This is a genomic window from Streptomyces aidingensis, from assembly GCF_900112355.1.
Lineage (GTDB): Bacteria > Actinomycetota > Actinomycetes > Streptomycetales > Streptomycetaceae > Streptomyces > Streptomyces aidingensis.
In genome coordinates, this window is record NZ_FOLM01000006.1 from 254,537 (window position 1) to 276,194 (window position 21,658).

The 21,658-nt window shown below is 70.9% G+C and carries 17 protein-coding genes and 1 tRNA gene; 5 read left to right on the top strand and 13 right to left on the bottom strand.

What is annotated here, in order from left to right:
• Positions 1-97 precede the first annotated feature (97 nt).
• Together BM242_RS13685 and BM242_RS13690 are read left to right on the top strand one after the other, a co-directional pair.
• Positions 98-170: transfer RNA gene (locus BM242_RS13685), tRNA-Leu, on the top strand.
• A gap of 120 nt (positions 171-290) precedes the next feature.
• Positions 291-1,064, top strand: coding sequence for a transcriptional regulator (locus BM242_RS13690; protein WP_093839137.1), 774 nt, complete (start codon positions 291-293; stop codon positions 1,062-1,064).
• 36 nt (positions 1,065-1,100) lie between these two features.
• On the opposite strand, the gene BM242_RS13695 is transcribed toward BM242_RS13690, so the two are convergent.
• From BM242_RS13695 to BM242_RS13715, 5 genes are all read right to left on the bottom strand, one after another.
• The gene (locus BM242_RS13695; protein ID WP_093839072.1) at positions 1,101-2,063 is read right to left on the bottom strand and encodes a DUF6807 domain-containing protein; all 963 of its coding nucleotides are present in this window, start codon (positions 2,061-2,063) and stop codon (positions 1,101-1,103) included.
• Positions 2,060-3,223, bottom strand: coding sequence for a Gfo/Idh/MocA family protein (locus tag BM242_RS13700; protein WP_093839073.1), 1,164 nt, complete (start codon positions 3,221-3,223; stop codon positions 2,060-2,062). The genes BM242_RS13695 and BM242_RS13700 overlap by 4 nt, the downstream gene beginning before the upstream one ends.
• A gap of 216 nt (positions 3,224-3,439) precedes the next feature.
• On the bottom strand, positions 3,440-4,861 hold the full coding sequence (pyk, locus tag BM242_RS13705; protein WP_093839074.1) for a pyruvate kinase: 1,422 nt from the start codon (positions 4,859-4,861) through the stop codon (positions 3,440-3,442).
• Between the two features lie 96 nt (positions 4,862-4,957).
• The gene (gene pepN, locus BM242_RS13710; RefSeq protein WP_093839075.1) at positions 4,958-7,663 is read right to left on the bottom strand and encodes an aminopeptidase N; all 2,706 of its coding nucleotides are present in this window, start codon (positions 7,661-7,663) and stop codon (positions 4,958-4,960) included.
• A gap of 82 nt (positions 7,664-7,745) precedes the next feature.
• Positions 7,746-8,102 (bottom strand): chorismate mutase, encoded by a 357-nt coding sequence (locus BM242_RS13715; protein WP_093839076.1) that lies wholly within the window; start codon positions 8,100-8,102, stop codon positions 7,746-7,748.
• Between the two features lie 117 nt (positions 8,103-8,219).
• Here BM242_RS13715 and BM242_RS13720 point away from each other — a divergent pair, with 117 nt between their 5' ends.
• Positions 8,220-8,816, top strand: a complete 597-nt coding sequence (locus BM242_RS13720; RefSeq protein WP_093839077.1) for a hypothetical protein — start codon at positions 8,220-8,222, stop codon at positions 8,814-8,816.
• 144 nt (positions 8,817-8,960) lie between these two features.
• Here BM242_RS13720 and BM242_RS13725 read toward each other — a convergent pair whose 3' ends face one another.
• The 7 genes from BM242_RS13725 to BM242_RS13760 all read right to left on the bottom strand — a co-directional run bounded on the left by BM242_RS13725 (position 8,961) and on the right by BM242_RS13760 (position 18,762).
• The gene (locus BM242_RS13725) at positions 8,961-10,421 is read right to left on the bottom strand and encodes a glutamate synthase subunit beta (RefSeq protein ID WP_093839078.1); all 1,461 of its coding nucleotides are present in this window, start codon (positions 10,419-10,421) and stop codon (positions 8,961-8,963) included.
• A complete protein-coding gene (gltB, locus tag BM242_RS13730) occupies positions 10,414-14,955 on the bottom strand; it encodes a glutamate synthase large subunit (protein WP_093839138.1) in 4,542 nt (1,513 codons plus the stop codon). The genes BM242_RS13725 and gltB overlap by 8 nt, the downstream gene beginning before the upstream one ends.
• 349 nt (positions 14,956-15,304) lie before the next feature.
• A complete protein-coding gene (locus tag BM242_RS13735; protein ID WP_093839139.1) occupies positions 15,305-16,057 on the bottom strand; it encodes a VIT1/CCC1 transporter family protein in 753 nt (250 codons plus the stop codon).
• An 86-nt stretch (positions 16,058-16,143) separates the two neighbouring features.
• Complete coding sequence (lgt, locus tag BM242_RS13740) at positions 16,144-17,202, bottom strand: prolipoprotein diacylglyceryl transferase (RefSeq protein ID WP_093839079.1); 1,059 nt, start codon at positions 17,200-17,202, stop codon at positions 16,144-16,146.
• A gap of 225 nt (positions 17,203-17,427) precedes the next feature.
• Positions 17,428-17,655 carry a hypothetical protein gene (locus tag BM242_RS13750; protein WP_093839080.1) on the bottom strand — a complete coding sequence of 76 codons (228 nt, stop codon included), beginning with the start codon at positions 17,653-17,655 and terminating at the stop codon, positions 17,428-17,430.
• On the bottom strand, positions 17,648-17,875 hold the full coding sequence (locus BM242_RS13755) for a DUF397 domain-containing protein (protein WP_342746962.1): 228 nt from the start codon (positions 17,873-17,875) through the stop codon (positions 17,648-17,650). The genes BM242_RS13750 and BM242_RS13755 overlap by 8 nt, the downstream gene beginning before the upstream one ends.
• Positions 17,872-18,762: a helix-turn-helix domain-containing protein gene (locus tag BM242_RS13760; RefSeq protein ID WP_093839081.1), complete on the bottom strand. Its 891-nt coding sequence runs from the start codon at positions 18,760-18,762 to the stop codon at positions 17,872-17,874. Before BM242_RS13760 ends, BM242_RS13755 begins: the two co-directional genes overlap by 4 nt.
• 152 nt (positions 18,763-18,914) lie before the next feature.
• Here BM242_RS13760 and BM242_RS13765 point away from each other — a divergent pair, with 152 nt between their 5' ends.
• Both BM242_RS13765 and BM242_RS13770 read left to right on the top strand, forming a co-directional pair.
• Positions 18,915-19,598, top strand: a complete 684-nt coding sequence (locus tag BM242_RS13765; protein WP_093839082.1) for an ATP-binding protein — start codon at positions 18,915-18,917, stop codon at positions 19,596-19,598.
• A gap of 101 nt (positions 19,599-19,699) precedes the next feature.
• On the top strand, positions 19,700-21,013 hold the full coding sequence (locus tag BM242_RS13770) for an ISL3 family transposase (protein ID WP_093839083.1): 1,314 nt from the start codon (positions 19,700-19,702) through the stop codon (positions 21,011-21,013).
• A gap of 136 nt (positions 21,014-21,149) precedes the next feature.
• Here BM242_RS13770 and BM242_RS28910 read toward each other — a convergent pair whose 3' ends face one another.
• Positions 21,150-21,629 carry an SMI1/KNR4 family protein gene (locus BM242_RS28910; RefSeq protein WP_139238331.1) on the bottom strand — a complete coding sequence of 160 codons (480 nt, stop codon included), beginning with the start codon at positions 21,627-21,629 and terminating at the stop codon, positions 21,150-21,152.
• Positions 21,630-21,658 lie beyond the last annotated feature (29 nt).

A 21,658-nucleotide genomic window follows, 5' to 3' on the forward strand; every position in this document is an offset into this window, starting at 1 on the left:
GCTCCTCAGCTCATGCCAACCGGGCATGAAAGACTGTACCCACCTCCTGTATGTTTGAGGTACGGCGGGTTTCCGCTAGCCTTGAATTGCAAGGTAAGCCCCGGTACTCCAGCGGTAGAGAGACGGTGCTCAAACCACCGACAGCGTGGGTTCGAATCCCACCCGGGGTACCTCACCTTCATTTCGAAGGTTGGGCCTCCGTTGGGGCGGGCAACACGAGCGCTTACACGTTCGAGTGAAAACCGCCGGTATCGCCGCATGTGACCTTCCGGCGAACCACGCTCCTGGGTGTGTATGACCTCACAACACGCAAGCGGGTACTGTCACTTCTCGGCCAGGGGTACAGCCTCAATACGGTGAGCAAGCAGACGGGGATTTCCAGGTCTGCCATCCGCGCCTGGCGTGACGCCGGCCCGGAGCCGAAGACCGGGCAGCGGTCGCTCTGTCCGCGCTGCACCCGGCCTCGCAGAGGGCCGGAGGACCGCACCGCCTACGCCTATCTCCTCGGGCTCTATCTGGGCGACGGGTGCATCAGTCGGCTTGCCAGGACCTACAGTCTGCGGATCGCCTGCGCCGATGCCTGGCCAGGTCTGATCGACGCCTGCGAGGCGGCCATGACTGCCGTGCGGCCGGACAACCGCGTCAACCGCGTGCGGCGGCAGGGCTGCACGATGGTCACCTCGCACAGCAATCACTGGCCGTGTCTGTTCCCGCAGCACGGCCCGGGCCGCAAGCACGAACGCCGGATCGTGCTGGAGGACTGGCAGCGGGAGATCGTTGACGGGCAGCCCTGGGAGTTCGTCCGCGGGCTGATCCACTCCGACGGCTGCCGGGTGACCAACTGGACCACACGCACGGTCGGCGGCGAACCCAGGCGCTACGAGTACCCGCGGTACTTCTTCACCAATGCCTCGGACGACATCCGGGGGCTGTTCACCCGCGCCCTGGACGGTCTGGGCGTGGAGTGGCGCAGTCTGCGGCAGAGCCGCAGGGCACAGACCCTGTCCATCGCCCGGCGCGGATCCGTGGCGCTGATGGATGCGCATGTGGGGGCGAAGTTCTGATCGTTCTGAGCGCCAGGTGCCGCGGGGGCGCCGGGGTCAGAGTTCCCAGGGGTGGGCGGCGAGGTAGGTCTCGGTGTGCGGGACGTCCCAGGTGCCGTCGGCGACGACGATGCGGTAGCGGTAGGTGAAGGTGTCGCCGGGGGCGAGGGCGAATTCGTCGAAGAAGGCCCAGGAGAAGGCGACGGTGGGCCAGGGGGTGGAGCGCACGAACCAGTGGGAGGGGTGGATGGAGCCCTCGTTGTCCGGGTGGTGGGCGAAGACGAGGGTGGAGTGGCCGTCCGTCTCGTCGTGTTCGGCGGTGAAGGCGATCCAGGGTGCGTCGGCGGCGGGGGTGCCCATGGTGTCCTGGTCGGTGGCGGCTCCCTTGGGGGTGAGGACCCAGCCGCCGGTGAAGTCGCGGGGCCCGCGCCACTGGAGGCCGGTGTAGCCGGCCATGTGCCGGCCGGCGGTGGTGGGGCTGCCGAAGTGGAGGGGCTGGGCGTCGGCGCGCACGTTGGTCAGCGCGATGCCCCATTCCAGGATCCAGGCGCCTTGGGCGGGGTCGGCGGAGTGCACGACGAGGGTGCGCTGTTCCTGGGCCCATTCCTGGCCGCCGTGGTTGATCCAGGTGAGGGATTCGGCGAGGTGGACCCGGTCGGGGCGGGTGTCGAGGGCGGTGAAGGCGTTGTGCCGCATCCAGCCGACGCGTTCCGGGATGCGCTGGTAGCCGCCGGGGTGGATGTAGGAGTTGCCGCCCCAGAAGTTCTGTTCCGACAGGTGGCTGGCGGTCATCTGGATGCCCTTGTGCCAGCGGTGGTCGTTGGGGCGGTAGCCGGTGACGGTGTGGCCGGAGAGGGTGCGGACGGGGTGGGCGTAGGGCTTGCGGGATTCGTAGGGCTCGGGGTCGGGGCGGTAGACGTAGGAGAGGATCTCGGCCGGCTGCCCGGTGCGGTCGGGGGCGGTGGCCTGGACGGTGACGCGTTCGCCGTGGATGTGGGTGGCGGTGAGCTGTGCGGTCACGGTGTCGTGGTCTCCTTCGGCTCCGGCGCCCGGCCCGGCGCCCAGTCGGGGTGGTTGCCGTGCATGGCGTGGTAGTAGGGGTCTTCGGGGGTGATGTCGCCGGCCCGTACGGGGGCTCCGGTGAAGGCGGCCTTGTAGAGGGCGGCGTTGAATTCGAGGGTGCGGCGGGCGTCGTGGCCGCTGCCGGGCGGGCGGGTGCCGGTGCGCAGGGCGGTGAGGATGCCGGCGAGCTGGGCGGTGTGTGAGCTGGGGGTGTCGCCGTCGGGGGTGCGCCAGCGGGTGAGCCGGGCGGGGTCGTCCAGGCCGGGGCGCGGGGTGTAGGTCCAGTCGTCGTTGGTGTGGCCGTAGAGGTGGGTGAGTTCGACGGTGGCTTCGGTGCAGTCGATGCGGATGCGGCTGACTTCGTCCGGGGAGAGCACGCTGTTGACGACGGTGGCCAGGGCGCCGCTGTCGAAGCGGACGAGTGCGGTGGAGACGTCTTCGCTTTCGATGCCGTGGTGGACCAGGCGGCCGGCCATGGCGCGGATCTCGGTCCAGTCGCCGAGGAGGTGGAGCAGGAGGTCGGTCTGGTGGATGCCGTGGCCCATGGTGGGGCCGCCGCCTTCGCTGTTCCATCGGCCGCGCCAGTCGACGGCGTAGTAGTCGGCGTCGCGGTGCCAGGTGGTCTGGCAGTGGGCGAGGAGGGGTCTGCCGAGTTCTCCGGTGTGGAGCAGGTGGCGGGCGTGGACGGCGCCGGAGCCGTAGCGGTGCTGGGCGACGACGGCGGTGTAGGGGCCGCCTTCGGTTTCGGCCGCGGTGATGTCGTCGAATTCGGCGAGGGAGAGGCAGAGTGGTTTTTCGCACCAGACCCAGGCGCCGGCCTTGAGTGCGGCGCGGGCCTGGCGGTGGTGGAGGGCGGGGGGTGTGCCGAGGAGGACGAGGCCGGGGCGTTGCTGCTCCAGCATGGCGGCGAGGTCGGTGTAGCCGGTGGGGGTTCCGAGGGCGGGGTGGTCGGCGGCGGCTGCGGCGGTGAAGGCGTCGAGGCGGTCGGGGTCGATGTCGACGGCGGCGACGAGTTCGACGTCGGCGGCGTGGGCGGCCAGGGCGGGCAGATGGGCGCCGGTGACGATGGCTCCGGTGCCGACGACGGCGGCGCGGATGCGTTCGGGTGGTGCGGCCATGGGGGTGTGCGGCTCCTGGGCGGTGGCGGCGGGCGGGCGCTGTGGCGAGCGCGGTGGCAGGGGGGCAGCAAGGTGTAGCAAGCGCTTACCACACCCCATCATGAGGCCCGGCGCAGCGCAAGGCCGTGGCGGTGCGGACGGGAACGGGAACGCCGGCCGCTCGGGGCGGCCGGCGAGGGGCGGGGCGGTGGAGCCGCGGTGGGGGCGGCGGTCGGGTCAGCGTTCGCCGATGCGGAGGACCTGGACCATGTTGGTGGCGCCGGGGATCATGGGCGGGGAGCCGGCGGTGACGACGACCACGTCGCCGGGGCGGCAGCGGCCCATGCGGGTGAGCCGTTCGTCGACCATGGCGATCATGGCGTCGGTGGTGTCCACGCAGGGCACCAGGTGGGTTTCCACGCCCCAGGTGAGGGCGAGCTGGTTGCGGGTGGAGCGGCGCGGGGTGAAGGCGATGACGGGGATGGGTGAGCGGTAGCGGGAGAGCCGCCGCACGGTGTCCCCGGAGAGGGTGAAGGCGACCAGCAGCCGGGCGTTCTGGAAGTCGCCGATTTCGGCGGCGGCGCGGGCCACGGCTCCGGCCTGGGTGTGGGGTTTGGTGGCGGTGGTGAGGGGGGTGAGGCCGGCGGAGAGCATGTCTTCCTCGGCGGCTTCGACGATGCGGGCCATGGTGCGGACGGTTTCCAGCGGGTAGCGGCCGACGCTGGTCTCGCCGGAGAGCATGACCGCGTCGGTGCCGTCCATGACGGCGTTGGCGACGTCGGAGGCCTCGGCGCGGGTGGGGCGGGAGGCGTCGATCATGGAGTCCAGCATCTGGGTGGCGACGATGACCGGTTTGGCGTTGCGCCGGGCAAGCTTGATGGCCCGCTTCTGCACCATGGGGACGGTTTCCAGGGGGAGTTCGACGCCGAGGTCGCCGCGGGCGACCATGATGCCGTCGAAGGCGTCCACGATGTCCTGGAGGTTCTCCTCGGCCTGGGGTTTTTCGATCTTGGCGATGACCGGGCGGAACTTGCCTTCTTCGGCCATGATGCGGTGGACGTCTTTGATGTCGTCGCCGTTGCGCACGAAGGAGAGGGCGATGATGTCGGCGCCGGTGCGCAGGGCCCAGCGCAGGTCTTCGGTGTCCTTGCGGGACATGGCGGGCACGGAGACGGCGGCGCCGGGCAGGTTGAGGCCCTTGTGGTCGGAGACCATGCCGCCTTCGGTGACCAGGGTGCTGATGCGGGGTCCGTCGACGGCGGTGACCTGGAGGGCGACCCGGCCGTCGTCGATGAGGACGCGGTCGCCGGTGCTGACGTCGCCGGCCAGGCCGGGGTAGGTGGTGCCGCAGATCTGCTGGGTGCCGGGGATGTCTTCGGTGGTGATGGTGAAGGTGTCGCCGGTTTCGAGGAGTACCGGGCCTTCGCTGAACCGGCCGAGGCGGATCTTCGGGCCTTGAAGATCGGCGAGGATTCCGACGGCGCGTCCGCGTTCTGTTGCCGCGCGCCGGACACGGTGGAAGCGTTCCTCGTGTTCGGCGTGGGTGCCATGGCTGAGATTGAGGCGGGCGATGTCCATGCCGGCGTCAACCAGCCCCGCGATCTGCTCATATGAGTCAGTAGCCGGCCCAAGTGTGCAGACAATCTTCGCTCGGCGCATATCCTGACTCTATTCATTACCAGCGAGTACGGAGCGGCTCCCGGGCATCAATTCAACGTCTTTTGGCCGACGTCCCGTTGACATTTCGTCGCCATTTCATGAATGCGCGGCGGCGCGCTCGGATGAGCGCACTCGCAGGGCGCGGCGCAGGTCGTCGAGCTGGTCCCCGAGGTGGCGGCGCAGGGTCGGGGTGCGGTCCTCGCCGGCCAGGCACTCCTCGCCGAGCCGCAGGGTGCGGTGGTCGGTGAAGCCGCGGGGGAAGGCGTGCCGGCAGGCGGCCTCGGTCAGGGCGTGGCCGCGGCGGGCGGCGAGTTCCGGCAGGTGGGCGAAGTAGCGGGGCAGATAGGGCTGGAGCAGGCGGCGCTGTTCCGGGTGCCAGAAGCCCTGGGCGGTGGCGGTGAACAGGTAGGCGGAGAGCCGGTCCTCGGGGGAGAACATGGCGTCGAAGGCGGCGGCCTTGGCCGCGGGGTCGGGGAGGGCGGCGCGGCAGCGGGCGGCGCCTTCCTTGCCGGTGGCTCCGGGGTCGCGGTCCTCCTCGGCCCGGATCTCGTCGGCGTCGGTGGCGCCGAGCACGGCGAGCCGGTGCAGGAGCTGCCAGCGCAGTTCGGGGTCGAGTTCGGGGCCGCCGGGGACGGTGCCGGCGTGCCACCAGCGGCGCAGGGTGCCGGTTTCGGCGGCGGTGGCGGTGGCGATCAGGGTGCGGGCGGCGGCCAGTCGCAGGGCGGGGCCGCCGGGGTGGGCGGCGGCGCGGTCGAGGAGTTCCTGTGCGGTGGCGTGCAGGGTGCGCAGGGCGGCGGTGCGGCGGGAGCCGTCGGGGCCGGGCGGGGCGTGGCCGGCCTGGCCGGCGCCCGGGGTGCCCGGGGTGCCCGGGGTGCCCGGGGTGCCCGGGGCGTCCGGGGCGTCCGGGGTGTCCGTGTCGTCCAGGTAGCGGTCGGCGATCTGGGTGCGGGCGAAGGCGAGGACGCCTTCGGCGAGGGCGGTGTCGGTCTCGGCGGGGAGCTGGGCGCGCACCGCGTCGAGGAAGGCGGCGGGTGCGAGTTCGGCGTCGCGGACCATGTCGCGGGCGGCGGTCCACACCACGGCGCGGGTGAGCGGGTCGGGGAGGGCGGCCAGGGTGTGCCGGGCGGTGTGCCAGGAGTGCGGGTCGAGCCGGACCTTGGTGTAGCTCAGGTCGCCGTCGTTGAGGACCAGCAGGTCGGGGCGGGGTCCGGGCCGGGGGACGGTGACCGGTTCGGGGGAGCCGCCGTCGGGGGTGTCGAGGTCGAGGAGGAAGGGTTCGCCGACGGGGCGGCCGGTGGTGTCGTAGCCGCCGACGGCGATGCGGTGCGGGCGGCTGCCGGTGTGCCGGATGTGCAGCAGCCAGCCGCCGGGCCGGCCCGGTTCGGTGCCGGGTCCGCCGCCGGCGGGGTGGGCCTCGTCGTCCAGCGGGGTGAGGGTGTCGGGTCCGGTGGTGCGCAGCCAGCGGTCGGCCCAGTCGTGCACGTCGCGCTCGGTGGCCCGGGCGAGGGAGTCCAGGAAGTCGGCGAGGGTGGCGTTGCCGAAGCGGTGGCGGGTGAAGTGGCCGTTGATGCCGGCCAGGAAGGCGTCCTGGCCGAGCCAGGTGACGAGCTGGCGCAGGGCGGAGGCGCCCTTGGCGTAGGAGATGCCGTCGAAGTTGAGCCAGGCGGAGGCGGTGTCGGGCACGGCGTCCGGTTCGGGGGCGACGGGGTGGGTGGAGGGGCGCTGGTCGGCGTCGTAGCCCCAGGATTTGCGGGAGACGGAGAACTCGGTCCAGGGGCGGAAGGCGGTGGTGTCGTCCAGGACCTGGTAGCCCATGTACTCGGCGAAGGACTCGTTGAGCCAGATGTCGTCCCACCAGCGGAGGGTGACGAGGTTGCCGAACCACATGTGGGCCATTTCGTGGGCGATGACCACGCCGCGGGTCTGGCGCTGGGTGTCGGTGACGGCGGAGCGGTGGATGAATTCGTCGCGGAACAGGACCAGTCCGGGGTTCTCCATGGCGCCGGCGTTGAATTCCGGTACGAAGGCCTGGTCGTAGGAGTCGAAGGGGTAGGGCTCGGTGAACAGGGTGTGGTAGCGGTCGTAGGCGCGGCGGGTGAGGTCGAGGATTTCCTCGGCGTCCTTGTCCAGGTGTTCGGCCAGGGACTGGCGCACGTGCAGGGCGAAGGGGAGTCCGGCGTGCCGGGTGCGCACGGTGTGCCAGGGGCCGGCGGCGACGGCCATCAGGTAGGTGCTGATGGGCGGGGTGGTGGCGCAGCGCCAGCGCTCGCCGGTGGCGGTGGGCGGGCCCGCCTCGCGGGTGGCGGTGCCGTTGCCGAGTACGGTCCAGCCGGGCGGGGCGGTGACGGTGAGGTCGAAGACGGCCTTGAGGTCGGGCTGGTCGAAGGCGGCGTAGACGCGGGGCGCCTCGGACATGCAGCACATGGAGTAGAGGTAGGTGCGGCCGTCCTCGGGGTCGGTGAAGCGGTGCATGCCTTCGCCGGTGTTGGAGTAGGCCATGTCGGCGTCGACGGTGAGCCGGTGGGGGCCGGGGGTGAGGGCGGTGAGCGGGAGCCGTCCGTCGTGCAGGGCGGCGGGGTCGAGGGGGGTGCCGTCGAGTTCGGCGTGGTGCAGGCGGGCGGGGAGGAGTTCGGCGAAGGTGTCGCCGGTCTGGCGCGCGGTGAATTCCACGGTGGTACGGGACCGGAAGGTGCCGCTGCCGGCCGGGGCCGCGGCGTCGCTCAGGTCGAGGTCGATGGTGTACCGGTGGACGTCCAGGAGGCGGGCGCGGGTCTGCGCCTCGTCGCGCGTCAGTGTGGCCATGGCCCCATGCTGCCGCACGGGCGGGGCGGTCGGCACCCGGGATTTGCCCGGCCGGTGGGCGGCCGGGCGGGCCGGGGGGCGGTCAGCGGGCCGGGGGGCCGGGGGTCGCGTTGCCGCCCTGGGCGAGGGTTTCGTGGTGCCGGATGACCTCGGCGATGATGAAGTTCAGCAGTTTTTCCGCGAAGCCGGGGTCGAGCCGGGCGCTTTCGGCCAGTTGCCGCAGCCGGGTGATCTGGCGGGCCTCGCGGGCCGGGTCGGCGGGCGGCAGCCGGTGGGCGGCTTTGAGGCGGCCGACCTGCTGGGTGCATTTGAAGCGTTCGGCGAGCATGTGCACCAGGGCGGCGTCGATGTTGTCGATGGATTCGCGCAGCCGGGTCAGCTCGTCCCGGACGGCCTCGTCGACGCCCTCCGGGGCCGGGGCGGTTTCACGGTTGGTCACGTTTCCGAGGGTATGGGCTTGGGCGGCGCGCCCGGCCGGGCCGTCCGCAGCGCGGGCAGCGCCGGAACCGTATTCCGTGCCGCTCCGTCCCACCGGGGACGATTGAGGAGGCGCGCTGTGTACGGGACTTCCCGGAGGAAGAACGGGCTGCTGGTGGCGGTGGCGGCAGCACTGGCGGTGGGGCTGGCGGGTTGCGGTGACACCCCGGCCGGCGGGCTGCCCGGCGACGGCGGGCCGGGGGGCGGCGACAGCCCCGTGTCGGACGGCGACGGTGCGGGGACGGATCCCGGTTCCGGCCCGGGCACCGGGCCGGGGCCGGAGGTGACCGAGCCGCCCGATCCGGCGGCGTTCCGGCGGCGGGCGGAGCAGGTGGCCGCCGAGTGGCCCGATGTCGCGCCGCTGGCGGAGTTCGATCCGGACATCTGGCGGGTGCAGGGCGTGCGGGAGGCCGGGCCCTCGGACACGGAACTGGCCGTGCAGGTCGGTCACGGCAGTTGCGATCACGGCTGGGGCGCCCAGGTTCATGAGACGGACGCGCTGGTGATCGTGGGCAACTGGACGTTCCAGCGGGACGCCGAGGTGGTGGCCTGCGACGACATGCTGCATGTGGTGGAGATGACGGTGGAACTGGCGGCGCCGCTGGGCGAGCGCACCGTCGTGGACGCCGCCACCGGCATGGATGTGCGCTCCGGCGAGTTCACCGGCGGGTACTGACCGGGCCGCCCCGGCCGGGCGGGGCGGGCGGGGTGTGCCGCGGCGCCCGCCCCGGTCGGGAAGAGCGGGCGGGCGCCGCGGCGGGTGCCGTACTCCGTTGTACGGGCACGTCCGGGTGCCGGCGGCCCCGGGGGGGCCGGCCGGTCAGACCGCGAGGGCGCGGTCGGTGGGGCGGACCGGGGCGGGCAGGTCGGTGGCGCCGGTGAGGTAGCGGTCCACCGCGGCGGCGGCGGCCCGGCCCTCGGCGATGGCCCATACGATCAGCGACTGGCCGCGCCCGGCGTCGCCGGCCACGAACACGCCGTCCACGTTGGTGGCGTAGGAGCCGTCGCGGGCGACGTTGCCGCGGGCGTCGAGTCCGACGCCGAACTGCTCGACCAGGCCGTTGGTCTGGTCGACTCCGGTGAAGCCCATGGCCAGGGTGACGAGCTGGGCCGGGATCCTGCGCTCGGTGCCGGGCTTCTGCTCGAATCTGCCGTCCTTGAACTCCACCTCCACCAGGTGCAGCCACTGGACGTTGCCGTCCTGGTCGCCCTCGAAGCGGGTGGTGGAGACGGAGTAGATCCGCTCGCCGCCCTCCTCGTGGGCGCTGGTGACCTTGTACAGCATGGGGAAGGTCGGCCAGGGCTGGTTCTCGGGGCGTTCCTCGCCCGGCCGGGGCATGATCTCCAGCTGGGTGACGGAGGCGGCGCCCTGCCGGTGGGCGGTGCCCACGCAGTCGGCTCCGGTGTCGCCGCCGCCGATGACGACCACATGCTTGCCCTCGGCGGTGACCGGGGCGGTGACGTAGTCGCCTTCCTGCACCTTGTTGGCCAGCGGCAGATATTCCATGGCCTGGTGGATGCCGTTGAGTTCCCGTCCGGGGACGGGCAGGTCACGGGCGGTGGTGGCGCCGGCCGCGATGACCACGGCGTCGTAGCGGCGGCGCAGGTCGCGGGCGTCGAGGTCGCGGCCGATCTCGACCCCGGTGCGGAACTTGGTGCCCTCGGCCCGCATCTGCTCGATGCGCCGGTTGATGTGCCGCTTCTCCATCTTGAACTCGGGGATGCCGTAGCGCAGCAGCCCGCCGATGCGGTCGGCCCGCTCGTAGACGGCCACGGTGTGCCCGGCGCGGGTGAGCTGCTGGGCGGCGGCCAGTCCGGCGGGGCCGGAGCCGATGACGGCCACGGTCTTGCCGGACAGCCGCTCCGGCGGCTGCGGGGTGACGTGCCCGGCCTCCCACGCCTTGTCGATGATGGTGACCTCGACGTTCTTGATGGTGACCGCGGGCTGGTTGATGCCGAGCACGCAGGCGGACTCGCACGGCGCCGGGCAGAGCCGGCCGGTGAACTCGGGGAAGTTGTTGGTGGCGTGCAGCCGCTCGCTGGCCGCCGCCCAGTCGCCCCGGTAGGCGTAGTCGTTCCACTCGGGGATGAGGTTCCCCAGCGGGCAGCCGTTGTGGCAGAACGGGATGCCGCAGTCCATGCAGCGGCCGGCCTGCTTGCTGATGATGGGCAGCAGGGAGCCGGGGACGTAGACCTCGTTCCAGTCCTTGACCCGTTCGGCGACGGGCCGTGTCCGGGCGACCTCGCGGCCGGTGGTGAGAAAGCCCTTCGGATCAGCCATGGGTCGCCGCCTCCATCATCTTCTCGTGGACCTCGGACTGGCTCAGTCCGGCCCGCTCGGCGGCGTCCTTGGCGGCGAGCACGGCCTTGTAGGTGGTGGGCATGATCTTGCTGAAGCGCCGGGCCGCGCCGTTTGCGCCGTCCCAGTCGGCGAGCAGCTTGTCCGCGACGGTGGAGCCGGTTTCCTCGCGGTGGCGGCGCACGGCGTCGTGCAGCCACTCGCGGTCGGCGTCGTCGAGTTCCTCGACGGCGTCCAGGTTGCCGGTGTTGACGTTGTCCCGGTCCAGGTCGAGGACGTAGGCGACGCCGCCGGACATGCCGGCGCCGAAGTTGCGGCCGGTCTCGCCGAGCACCACTGCCCGGCCGCCGGTCATGTACTCGCAGCCGTGGTCGCCGACGCCTTCGGCGATCACGGTGGCGCCGGAGTTGCGCACGCAGAAGCGTTCGCCGGTCCGGCCGCGCAGGAACAGTTCGCCGCCGGTGGCGCCGTAGGCGAGGGTGTTGCCGGCGATGACGGAGTCCTCGGCCAGGTGGTCGGCGTCGCGGTCCGGGCGGACGATGATCCGGCCGCCGGACAGGCCCTTGCCGACGTAGTCGTTGGCGTCGCCCTCCAGCCGCAGGGTGACGCCGCGGGGCAGGAAGGCGCCGAAGGACTGGCCGGCCGAGCCGGTGAAGGTGATGTCGATGGTGTCGTCGGGCAGGCCGGCGCCGCCGAACTTCTTGGTCACCTCGTGGCCCAGCATGGTGCCGACGGTGCGGTTGATGTTGCGGATGGCGACCTGGGCGCGCACCGGCTGGGCGGCCTCGGCGGTCTCGGCGGTGAGGGCGTCGGCGGCGAGCCGGATCAGCTCGTTGTCCAGCGCCTTCTCCAGGCCGTGGTCCTGGCCGGTGACGCAGTGGCGGGCGGTGTCGGTGGTGAGCTCCGGCATGTGCAGCAGCGGGGCCAGGTCCAGCCCTTCCGCCTTCCAGTGCTCCACGGCGCGGCCGATGTCGATCAGGTCGGCGCGGCCGATGGCCTCGTCGAGGGTGCGGAAGCCCAGCTCGGCGAGGAGTTCGCGGACCTCCTCGGCGATGAACTCGAAGAAGTTGACCACGAACTCGGGTTTGCCGCTGAAGCGTTCCCGCAGTACCGGGTTCTGGGTGGCGATGCCGACCGGGCAGGTGTCCAGGTGGCACACCCGCATCATGACGCAGCCGGAGACCACCAGGGGGGCGGTGGCGAAGCCGTATTCCTCGGCGCCGAGGAGGGCGGCGATGATGACGTCCCGGCCGGTCTTGAGCTGGCCGTCGGTCTGCACCACGATCCGGTCCCGCAGGCCGTTGAGCAGCAGGGTCTGCTGGGTTTCGGCCAGGCCGAGCTCCCAGGGGGCGCCGGCGTGCTTGAGGGAGGTGAGCGGGGAGGCGCCGGTGCCGCCGTCGTGGCCGGAGATCAGCACCACGTCGGCGTGGGCCTTGGACACGCCGGCCGCCACGGTGCCGACGCCCACCTCGGAGACCAGTTTGACGTGGATGCGGGCCCGGGGGTTGGCGTTCTTCAGGTCGTGGATGAGCTGGGCGAGGTCCTCGATGGAGTAGATGTCGTGGTGCGGGGGCGGGGAGATCAGGCCGACGCCGGGGGTGGAGTGCCGGGTTTTCGCCACCCAGGGGTAGACCTTGGGGCCGGGGAGCTGGCCGCCCTCGCCGGGCTTGGCGCCCTGCGCCATCTTGATCTGGATGTCGTCGGAGTTGACCAGGTATTCGCTGGTCACGCCGAAGCGGCCGGAGGCGACCTGCTTGATGGCGGAGCGCCGCTCGGGGTCGTAGAGGCGGTCCGGGTCCTCGCCGCCCTCGCCGGTGTTGGACTTGGCGCCCAGCCGGTTCATGGCGATGGCCAGGGTCTCGTGGGCCTCGCGGGAGATGGAGCCGTAGGACATGGCTCCGGTGGAGAACCGCTTGACGATCTCGGAGGCCGGCTCGACCTCTTCGAGGGGGATGGCCGGCCGGTCGCTGGTGAGGCCGAACAGTCCGCGCAGCGTCATCAGCCGCTCGGACTGCTGGTTCACCCGCTCGGTGTACTGCTTGAAGATGTCGTAGCGGCGCTGCCGGGTGGAGTGCTGGAGCCGGAAGACGGTGTCCGGGTCGAACAGGTGCGGCTCGCCCTCGCGGCGCCACTGGTATTCGCCGCCGATCTCCAGGTCGCGGTGGGCCGGGGCCACGCCGGAGGCCGGGTAGGCCTTGGCGTGCCGGCGGGCGGTCTCCTCGGCGATGACGTCGATGCCGACGCCGCCGATCTTGGAGGCGGTGCCGTGGAAGTAGCGGTCGGTGAAGTCCTGGTCCAGGCCGACGGCCTCGAAGACCTGGGCGCCGCGGTAGGAGGCGACGGTGGAGATGCCCATTTTGGACATCACCTTGAGCACGCCCTTGCCCAGTGCCTTGATCAGGTTGCGGATGGCGGTCTGGGCGTCGATGTCCGGCAGGTAGGTGCCGGCCCGGACCAGGTCCTCCACGGATTCCATGGCCAGGTAGGGGTTGACCGCGGCGGCGCCGTAGCCGATGAGCAGCGCGACGTGGTGCACCTCGCGGACGTCGCCGGCCTCGACCAGCAGCCCGACCCGGGTGCGCTGCTTGGTGCGGATCAGGTGGTGGTGGACGGCGGAGGTCAGCAGCAGGGACGGGATCGGGGCGTGCTCGGCGTCCGAGTGGCGGTCGGAGAGGACCAGTATCCGGGCACCGTCGGCGATGGCGCGATCCACCTCGGCGCAGATCTCGTCCAGCCGGGCGGCGAGTGCGGCGCCGCCGCCGTGCACCCGGTAGAGGCCGGAGAAGATGGCGGATTCGAAGCCGGGCAGGTTGCCGTCGGCGTTGATGTGGATCAGGCGGGCCAGTTCGTCGTTGTCGATCACCGGGAAGGGCAGGGTGACGCTGCGGCAGGACGCCGGGCCGGGCTCCAGCAGGTTGCCCTGGGGGCCGAGCGCGGAGTGCAGGGAGGTGACCAGTTCCTCCCGGATGGCGTCCAGCGGGGGGTTGGTGACCTGCGCGAAGAGCTGGGTGAAGTAGTCGAAGATCAGCCGGGGCCGGTCGGAGAGGGCGGCGATCGGGGTGTCGGTGCCCATCGAGCCGATGGGCTCCGCGCCGGTGCGGGCCATGGGGGTGACCAGTACCCGCAGCTCTTCCTCGGTGTAGCCGAAGGTCTGCTGGCGGCGGGTGACCGAGGCGTGGGTGTGCACCACGTGCTCGCGCTCGGGCAGGTCGTCCAGGGCGATCAGGCCGGCGTCCAGCCACTCCTGGTAGGGGTGCTCGGCGGCCAGGCCGGCCTTGATCTCGTCGTCCTCGATGATGCGGTGCTCGGCGGTGTCGACCAGGAACATCCGGCCGGGCTGGAGGCGTCCCTTGCGGACCACCTTGTGCGGCGGGATGTCCAGCACGCCGACCTCGGAGGACAGCACCACCAGGCCGTCGTCGGTCACCCAGTAGCGGGAGGGGCGCAGGCCGTTGCGGTCCAGCACCGCGCCGACCTGGGTGCCGTCGGTGAAGGTGACGCAGGCCGGGCCGTCCCAGGGCTCCATCATGGTGGAGTGGAACTGGTAGAAGGCGCGGCGGGCCGGGTCCATGGAGGTGTGGTTCTCCCAGGCCTCGGGGACCATCATCAGCACCGCGTGCGGCAGCGGGCGTCCGCCCAGGTGCAGCAGTTCCAGCACCTCGTCGAAGGTGGCGGAGTCGGAGGCGTCGGGGGTGCAGATGGGGAAGGCCCGCTCCAGCGCCTGCGCGTCGCCGAACAGCTCGCTGGCGAGCTGCGACTCCCGGGCCCGCATCCAGTTGCGGTTGCCCTTGACGGTGTTGATCTCGCCGTTGTGCGCGATGAACCGGTAGGGGTGGGCCAGCGGCCAGGACGGGAAGGTGTTCGTCGAGAAGCGCGAATGCACCAGCGCGATGGCGGAGGCCAGCCGGCGGTCGGAGAGGTCCGGGAAGAACGGCTCCAGCTGCCCGGTGGTGAGCATGCCCTTGTAGACCAGGGTGCGGGCGGAGAGCGAGGCGAAGTAGACGCCGGTCTCGTGCTCGGCGCGTTTGCGCAGCACAAAGGCGCGGCGCTCCAGTTCCAGGCCGGTGCGCTCGCCGTCGGCGTCGGCGACGAAGAGCTGGCGGAAGACCGGCATGGCGGCGCGGGCGGCGGCGCCGAGCAGATCCGGGGTGACCGGCACCTCGCGCCAGCCCAGCACGCGCAGCTTCTCCTCGGCGGCGATCGCCTCGATGCGGGCGGCGGCCTGCTCGGCGGCGCCGGTTCCGTCGCCGTCGGCGGGCAGGAAGGCCAGGCCGGCGGCGTATCCCCCGGCCTCGGGCAGGTCGAAGGCGACCGTTTCCCGCAGGAACGCGTCCGGCATCTGGAACAGGATGCCCGCGCCGTCCCCGGTGTCCGGGTCGCTGCCGGTCGCGCCCCGGTGTTCGAGGTTGCGCAGGACGGTGAGCGCCTGGTCCACGAGTTCGTGGCTCGCCTCACCGGTCAGGGTGGCGACAAAGCCGACACCGCAGGCGTCGTGCTCGTTGGCCGGGTCGTACATCCCCTGCTTGGCCGGGTGGGACGCAGAACGCATCGGCTCTCCCGTCGTCTCAAAGGCATGTGCTGAGCAAGGGACGACGCTGGCCCTGGCATGAAAAATTTTCGTGCAGGTTACACAATGGCCCCGCATCCCGAGAAGTGGATACCCATGTCCGCCATACGGACTTGGGTTCGCGCGCACGCCGGAAGACGGTGGGCGTGAGACCCGGGAAGGGTGGGGGTGCGGGCGTCTATGCCCGCGGGTGAGGGAGCATATGCCCTCGGGTGACGTGGACGAAACCACCAGGTAACACGAATCACCTTACGGCATGGGCTTCGCCGCGGACCAGCGCGGCGCTCGTCGCCGTCGGCTAGTCGAGTGCCACGCCCAGGGCCGCTCCCAGGCCGTAGGTGAGGGCCGCGGCGGTGGCGCCGAGCGCCAGTTGCCGCAGTCCCGTGTACCACCATGACCGAGTTGTCACCTTGGAGACAACCGCCCCGCAGAGGAAAAGTCCCGTGAGGGCGAGCACGGCGGCCGGCCAGAGCGCCGTCGCTCCCAGCAGATACGGCAACACCGGAACGAGCGCGCCCATTCCGAAGGCCAGGAACGAGGACACCGCGGCCACGGTGGGTGACGGCAGCCCGTCGGCCGTGACCCCCAGCTCCTCGCGGGTGTGGATCTCCAGCGCCTGGTCCGGATCGGCGGAGAGCTGCTCGGCCACCCGCCGCGCCAGCTCCGGCTCCACCCCGCGGCCGATGTAGACGGCGGTCAGCTCGGCCAGCTCGTCCTCCGGGTGGCGGCGCAGCTCGCGGCGCTCCACATCGATCTCGGCCAGCGCCATCTCGCGCTGCGAGGCCACCGAGGTGTACTCCCCCGCCGCCATGGAGAACGCCCCGGCCGCCAGCCCCGCCAGCCCGGCGATCGCCACCGTGGCGGCCCGGGCGTCGCTGCCGGCCACCCCGCTGATCAGCCCGAGGTTGGACACCAGCCCGTCCATCGCCCCGAACACGGCCGGCCGCAGCCAGCCGCCGCTGACATCCCGGTGCGTGTGATGCGCCTCGGGGACCACGGCGACGGGGCGGGGGCGGCCCGGCCTGCTGGACTCTCCACCTGCGGCAGTCATGGCCACAACCTACTCCGCCCAGCCGCCGAACCGCAGGTCAGGCGCCCCTTACCGGGTCTGCCGCGGCGCGGCCCGACCTGACCGGACTACCGTGACTCCGCCGCGGACCGCTTGCCCGCCCGCTCGGCCCCGCCGTCCTCGTCACCCTCGTCACCCTCGCCGCTCTCCCCCTCGGCGGCGCCCTCCGCCGCCGGTGCCTTCCCCCCGGCCTTCTCCGCCTGCTCCGGCTCCTCGGCGTCGCTGTCGGCGCCTGCATCGGTGCCGGCGTCCACCTCGGCCTCCCCGTCGTCCTCGTCCCCGCCCGCCGCGGCCCCGTCACCGGCATCGGCCGGCAGCGGCTCGATCGTGGCCGGGTCCTCCCGGCCCGGGCGCCTGCGCGCCGAGATCACGATGTAGGCGACCGCCGCGGCGAAGACCAGCAGCGAGGTCCAGTTGTTCAGCCGCAGGCCCAGGACCTCGTGCGCCTCGTCGATCCGCAGATACTCCACCCAGAAACGCCCGGCGGTGTAGGCGGCCACATACAGCGCGAAGGCCCGGCCGTGGCCCAGCTTCCAGCGGCGGTCGGCGAAGATCACCAGCAGCGCGACGCCGATGCTCCACAGCGACTCGTAGAGAAAGGTCGGGTGGAAGGTGCCCTCGTCCCGGCCGTTGTCGATCTCCAGCGCCCACGGCACATCGGTGGCCCGCCCGTACAGCTCCTGGTTGAACCAGTTGCCCCAGCGGCCGATGGCCTGGGCCAGGGCGATGCCCGGCGCCACGGCGTCGGCGAAGGCGGGCAGCGGGATGCCGCGCCGCTTGCACACGATCCAGGCGCCGAACGCGCCACCCGCGATCGCGCCCCAGATGCCGATGCCGCCGTCCCAGATCTTGAAGGCGTCGACGGGATCCTTGCCCTCGCCGAAGTAGAGCTGGTAGTCGGTGGCCACGTGGTAGATCCGGGCGCCGATCAGGCCGAAGGGCACCGCCCAGATGGCCACGTCGGCCACGGTCCCGGGCCGCCCGCCGCGGGCGACCCAACGCCGCCCGCCGTACCAGATGGCGACAAAGACACCGATGATGATGCACACGGCGTAGCCGCGGAGCGGGAACGGTCCGAGATTGATCTCGCTCGTGCCCGGGCTGGGGATCGACGCAAGGATGTCCATGATGCCGCCGAGGCTACCCCCTCCTCCGCCCACCCGTCCCACCCGGTTCCCAAACGCCCCTCCCACACCGCCGGAAACCGCCCTTCGCTTCGCTTCCTCCGACGCAGTCGGGGATCAGACGGTGCGGGTTCGATGTCCAAGGCGTCGGTCAAGGCCCAGACGTCGTCCGGGTCGGAGGTCCAGATGATGGCGCCAGGACTCGCCGCCATGACGAGTACCGGACATTCACGCAACGGTTCCCCCAGGTTCGCTGAGGTACTCGGCATCGGCGGCAGCCATGTCGGCACGCCCGACGGCGAGCTCCTCCGGGGTGAAAGCACCGTGTTCGGCCTGCCACTCCCGGATCACCGCCCGGCCGGCCCGCAGCCGCAGCTCCCGCTCCACCGCTCCGGCAACGAGCCGGGACAGCGTGACGCCGTCCTCAGGGGCCGGTGGCGGGTGGTGTTCACCCACCTGGGCGTCCCAACCAGTTCACGAAGGTTTTCCACTCCTGCGTCGCGACGGTGAGTATGGGACCGCCTGCGGCCTTGCTGTCGCGTACTCCGACCGCGTCAGGCGCCACACCGCCGCGTACCTCGACACACTCCCCTTGGCCGCCGCTGTGGCTGCTGGTGCGCCACGCCGCAGCGCTCCCGGCTATCGGTGCCACGGATGTCAGCCCGCGATCGTTCACTCGGCATTCTCCCTTGCCACCCGACTGATGAGTGCGAGCGATTCCGTGGGAGGCAGCGCGCTCGTGCGTGCGTCGTCGAAAAGCGCCTGATACCGCGCCACTTCGGGTTCCCGCTCCTGCCAGAACTGGCCGATGGGGGTTTCGGTCAGCACGACGTCCATCGCCGCTGCCTGCGGAAAGCTCAGCACCACGTACGGGCCGAACATACCGGAGTGCGCTCCCCTCGTGAACGGCAGTACCTGGACGGTGATGTGCGGCAGTTGAGCCAGATCCAGCAGGTGTTCCAGTTGGCCGCGCATCACTGCCGGGCCGCCCACCCGCTGGTGCAGTACACCTTCGGCGAGCACCGCCCACACGCTCAGTGGGGTCTCCGCGCGCAGTCGCTTCTGCCGGGCCATCCTCACCTGCACAAACCGCTCAATCTCGTCGGGCGTCTGCCACGCCTTGGACGCGACCGTGACGGCTCGGCTGTACTCGGCCGTCTGCAACAGGCCGGGCACCAACTGGGCCTGGAAGGTCCGCACGCCCTCGGCCATCGCCTCCAGTTCGATGTAGTCCCGGTAGGTGTCGATCAGCACCGGCCCGAACTTGTTCCACCAGCCCGATCGGCGACGCCGGTTCGCCTGCCGGGCCAGGGTGACCAACTGCCGGGCCTTGTCGCTGTCGGCGTCGACGCCGTATGAGCGCAGCATCGCCAGCACATCAGGGGCCCGCACAGCCACCCGGCCGTTCTCGATCCGGCTGACCTTGCCCTTGGTGCAGTCGAGCTCCCCAGCCACATCCCCCGTGGTCATCCCGGCCGCCTCCCTGAGCCTGCGCAGTTCGTCCCCGAGCTGGCGGCCCAGCACGGTCGACGGCTTCCCCGCGCTCCTGTCGGCGGCCGTCATACGCCCTCCTCAGTCATCCGGACGACGAACGTTCGAGTCAACATAATCATCATGCAACGTTGCCCACTCACTCGATCAGCAGGCATTCTAGCTCCCCGTAACGACTCCAGGACTCACCGCTATGGAACTCCGTACTCCCAGGAGGACGCCACATGCCTTCGACCCCCCGACCGTTCAGCTATGCGCAACGGCTGGAGCGTTCACCGCGCAGCGTGCCGCTCGCCCGGCAGGCGCTCCGCAGGCAGCTCACCGCAGTCGGTGTCGACGACGACACCGCTGCCACCGCGGAACTCGTGATGTCCGAACTCGCCGGGAACGCCGTCCAAGCGCCGGCCTCCTACGACAGTGCGATCGAGGTCCATGTCAGTCTCGCCGGGAGCGCGCTGCGCCTTGCCGTGGACGATGCCAGTGACCAGCAGCCAGTCGTACGCGAGGCCGGACCGGACGCCGAATCGGGACGAGGTCTCGCCCTCGTCGCCGCTCTCGCCGACAACTGGGGTGCTCATCCTCACCCTGACGGACCGGGCAAAACCGTCTGGGCCACTCTCCGCCTCCCCACTGCATCGCAGCCGGAGACGTCCCGCGTGTCGACCGCCGCACATCCGAACAGAAGCCACTACGTCTGCGGCGAAACCATCCGCGACACGCCGCTTTCGGAGGGACAGGCCCGGCTGTCTGAGGTTTCCGCCTGCCACCCCCAGCACCGGAGGAGCCCTTGTTGTTCCCTGGACGAGACTTTGGCTCAACCCACCGATAAAGACGCACCTACATTCAGGGTCTTCGAAGTTGAGCGGGGTCTGACTGTGGGTGGCCTGCCGCGTCGTCACGGGCGGTGAGAGTCAGGCGAGTCGGGCCCGGCCCCCTGGATGCAGGAAGCCCGTGGCCATGGGTGATCATGACTGTTCTCTACGCAGCTTGATCACCTGGACACACGGGCTTGGACAACAATACGACGTTGCTGCTCGACCTGGACGGCCTGGCCGTTTCGAAGGTCGAGCGGCTCGCGGACGGCACCCGGCGGGTGCACCTGACCACCGCGGACGAGGCCGCACGGGCCTGCCCCTCCTGCGGGGTATTCGCCGTGCGCGTCAAGGGTTTCGTGCAGACCCGCCCACGCGATCTGCCCTACGGCGAGCGGAAGCTGGAGCTGGTGTGGTGCAAGCGCCGCTGGTACTGCACCGAGCCGGCCTGCCCGCGCCAGACCTGCACCGAGCAGGTGCGCCAGGTCCCGGCCAGAGCCCGGATCACCACCCGGCTGCGGAACGCGGCCGGGCGACGGGTGCGCGACGCCGCCTCCACGGTCGTCCAGGCGGCCCGGGACCTGGGCCTGTCCTGGCCCACGGTGATGGACGCCTTCCGCGCCGCCGGAGACGAAGTCACTGCTGCGGCACTTCAGCCCGTCGAGGTGCTCGGCATCGACGAGACCCGCCGGGGCCGCATGCAGTGGCGCCAGAACCCGGAAACCGGCCGGTGGGAACCCGTGGCAGACCGCTGGCACACCGGCTTCGTCGACGCCTTCGGCGTCCAGGGCCTGCTCGGGCAGGTCGAGGGCCGCGCTCCCTCGGACGTCCTGGCCTGGCTCGCCACGACGCCGCTGCCGTGGCGTCGGCAGATCCGCTGCGTCGCGATCGACATGTCCCCCGGCTACCGGGCCGCGATCCGCACCGGGCTGCCCCATGCCACCGTGGTCGTCGACCACTTCCACGTGGTCCAACTCGCCAACAAGATGCTCAGCATCGTCCGGCGCCGGACCACCGCCACCCTGCGCGGCCGGCGCGGACGGGCCTGCGACCCGGAGTGGAAGGCCCGGCGCCGGCTCCTGCGCAACCGCGAGGACCTCACCGACGCCCAGTTCAGCACGATGTGGAACGCGCTGATCGACGCCGGGACCATCGGGATGACGCTGCTGACCGCCTGGATCGCCAAGGAGAAGCTGCGTGACCTGCTCGCCTGCGCCCGCACCGGCGCCGACCGCCACCGCGTCGGCCACCTGCGCTTCAAGTTCCTGACCTGGTGCGCCGACTCCGACATCCCCGAAGTCCGCACCCTGGCCCGCACCGTCGACCGCTGGTGGCCCGAGATCGCCGCGTTCATCGCCACCGGCCACAGCAACGCCAAAAGCGAAGGCATCAACCGCATGATCAAGCTCACCGCACGGGCCGCCCACGGCTTCCGCAACCCGGCCAACCAACGCCTACGCACACGCTGCGTCACCACCCGCCGAGCCCGCGGACACCTCCACCCCGCCTAAATTCGAAGACCCTACATTCACGGAGCCAGCACCGAAGAACTCACCGCACGACCGATCAAGGCTCCTGGTCAGCCAGGTGGCGCAGGCGGAAAATAACTAAACCAAGACCCCGAATTCACTCCGGATGTTCTCAATTTCAGACGAAGGGACGGATACGAGGATGCCGACTCGGCACACTTGTCGGAAGTCCTAGCCGCTCAATACTTCCATCGATAAGTCCGCCAAGGAAGGCCAAGGCGCCGCCGGGAAACTCCCACCAATCCTGGTTTCTTGTACCGACAACAACAGGCCATTCTTCTGCCTTACCGCTGGAACGCCGCCAGTAGAATCCATCACCGGAAAGAGATTCCGCCCATGGCAACAGGCCATTCACCGCAGGATGACCTACATACCCTTCAGTCATCCCCGCTTCCACCAGGTCTTCCAAAATGTCGAGACGACTTTGAACACCGGCCACAAAGGAAGTTTCCGCACCCGGATCCGGAAGTGAAACGACAAGAAAACCGTCGAACTCCAGAGCCGGATAAAAGGACGCAAGCTCCTTATAATCCCTAGGAAGCATCACCCCGAGCAGTTCTTCGATGACAGAAAAGTCAATATCCCTCGATTCGCTCACTCGATGCTCCACCAACTCGGGAACGATCC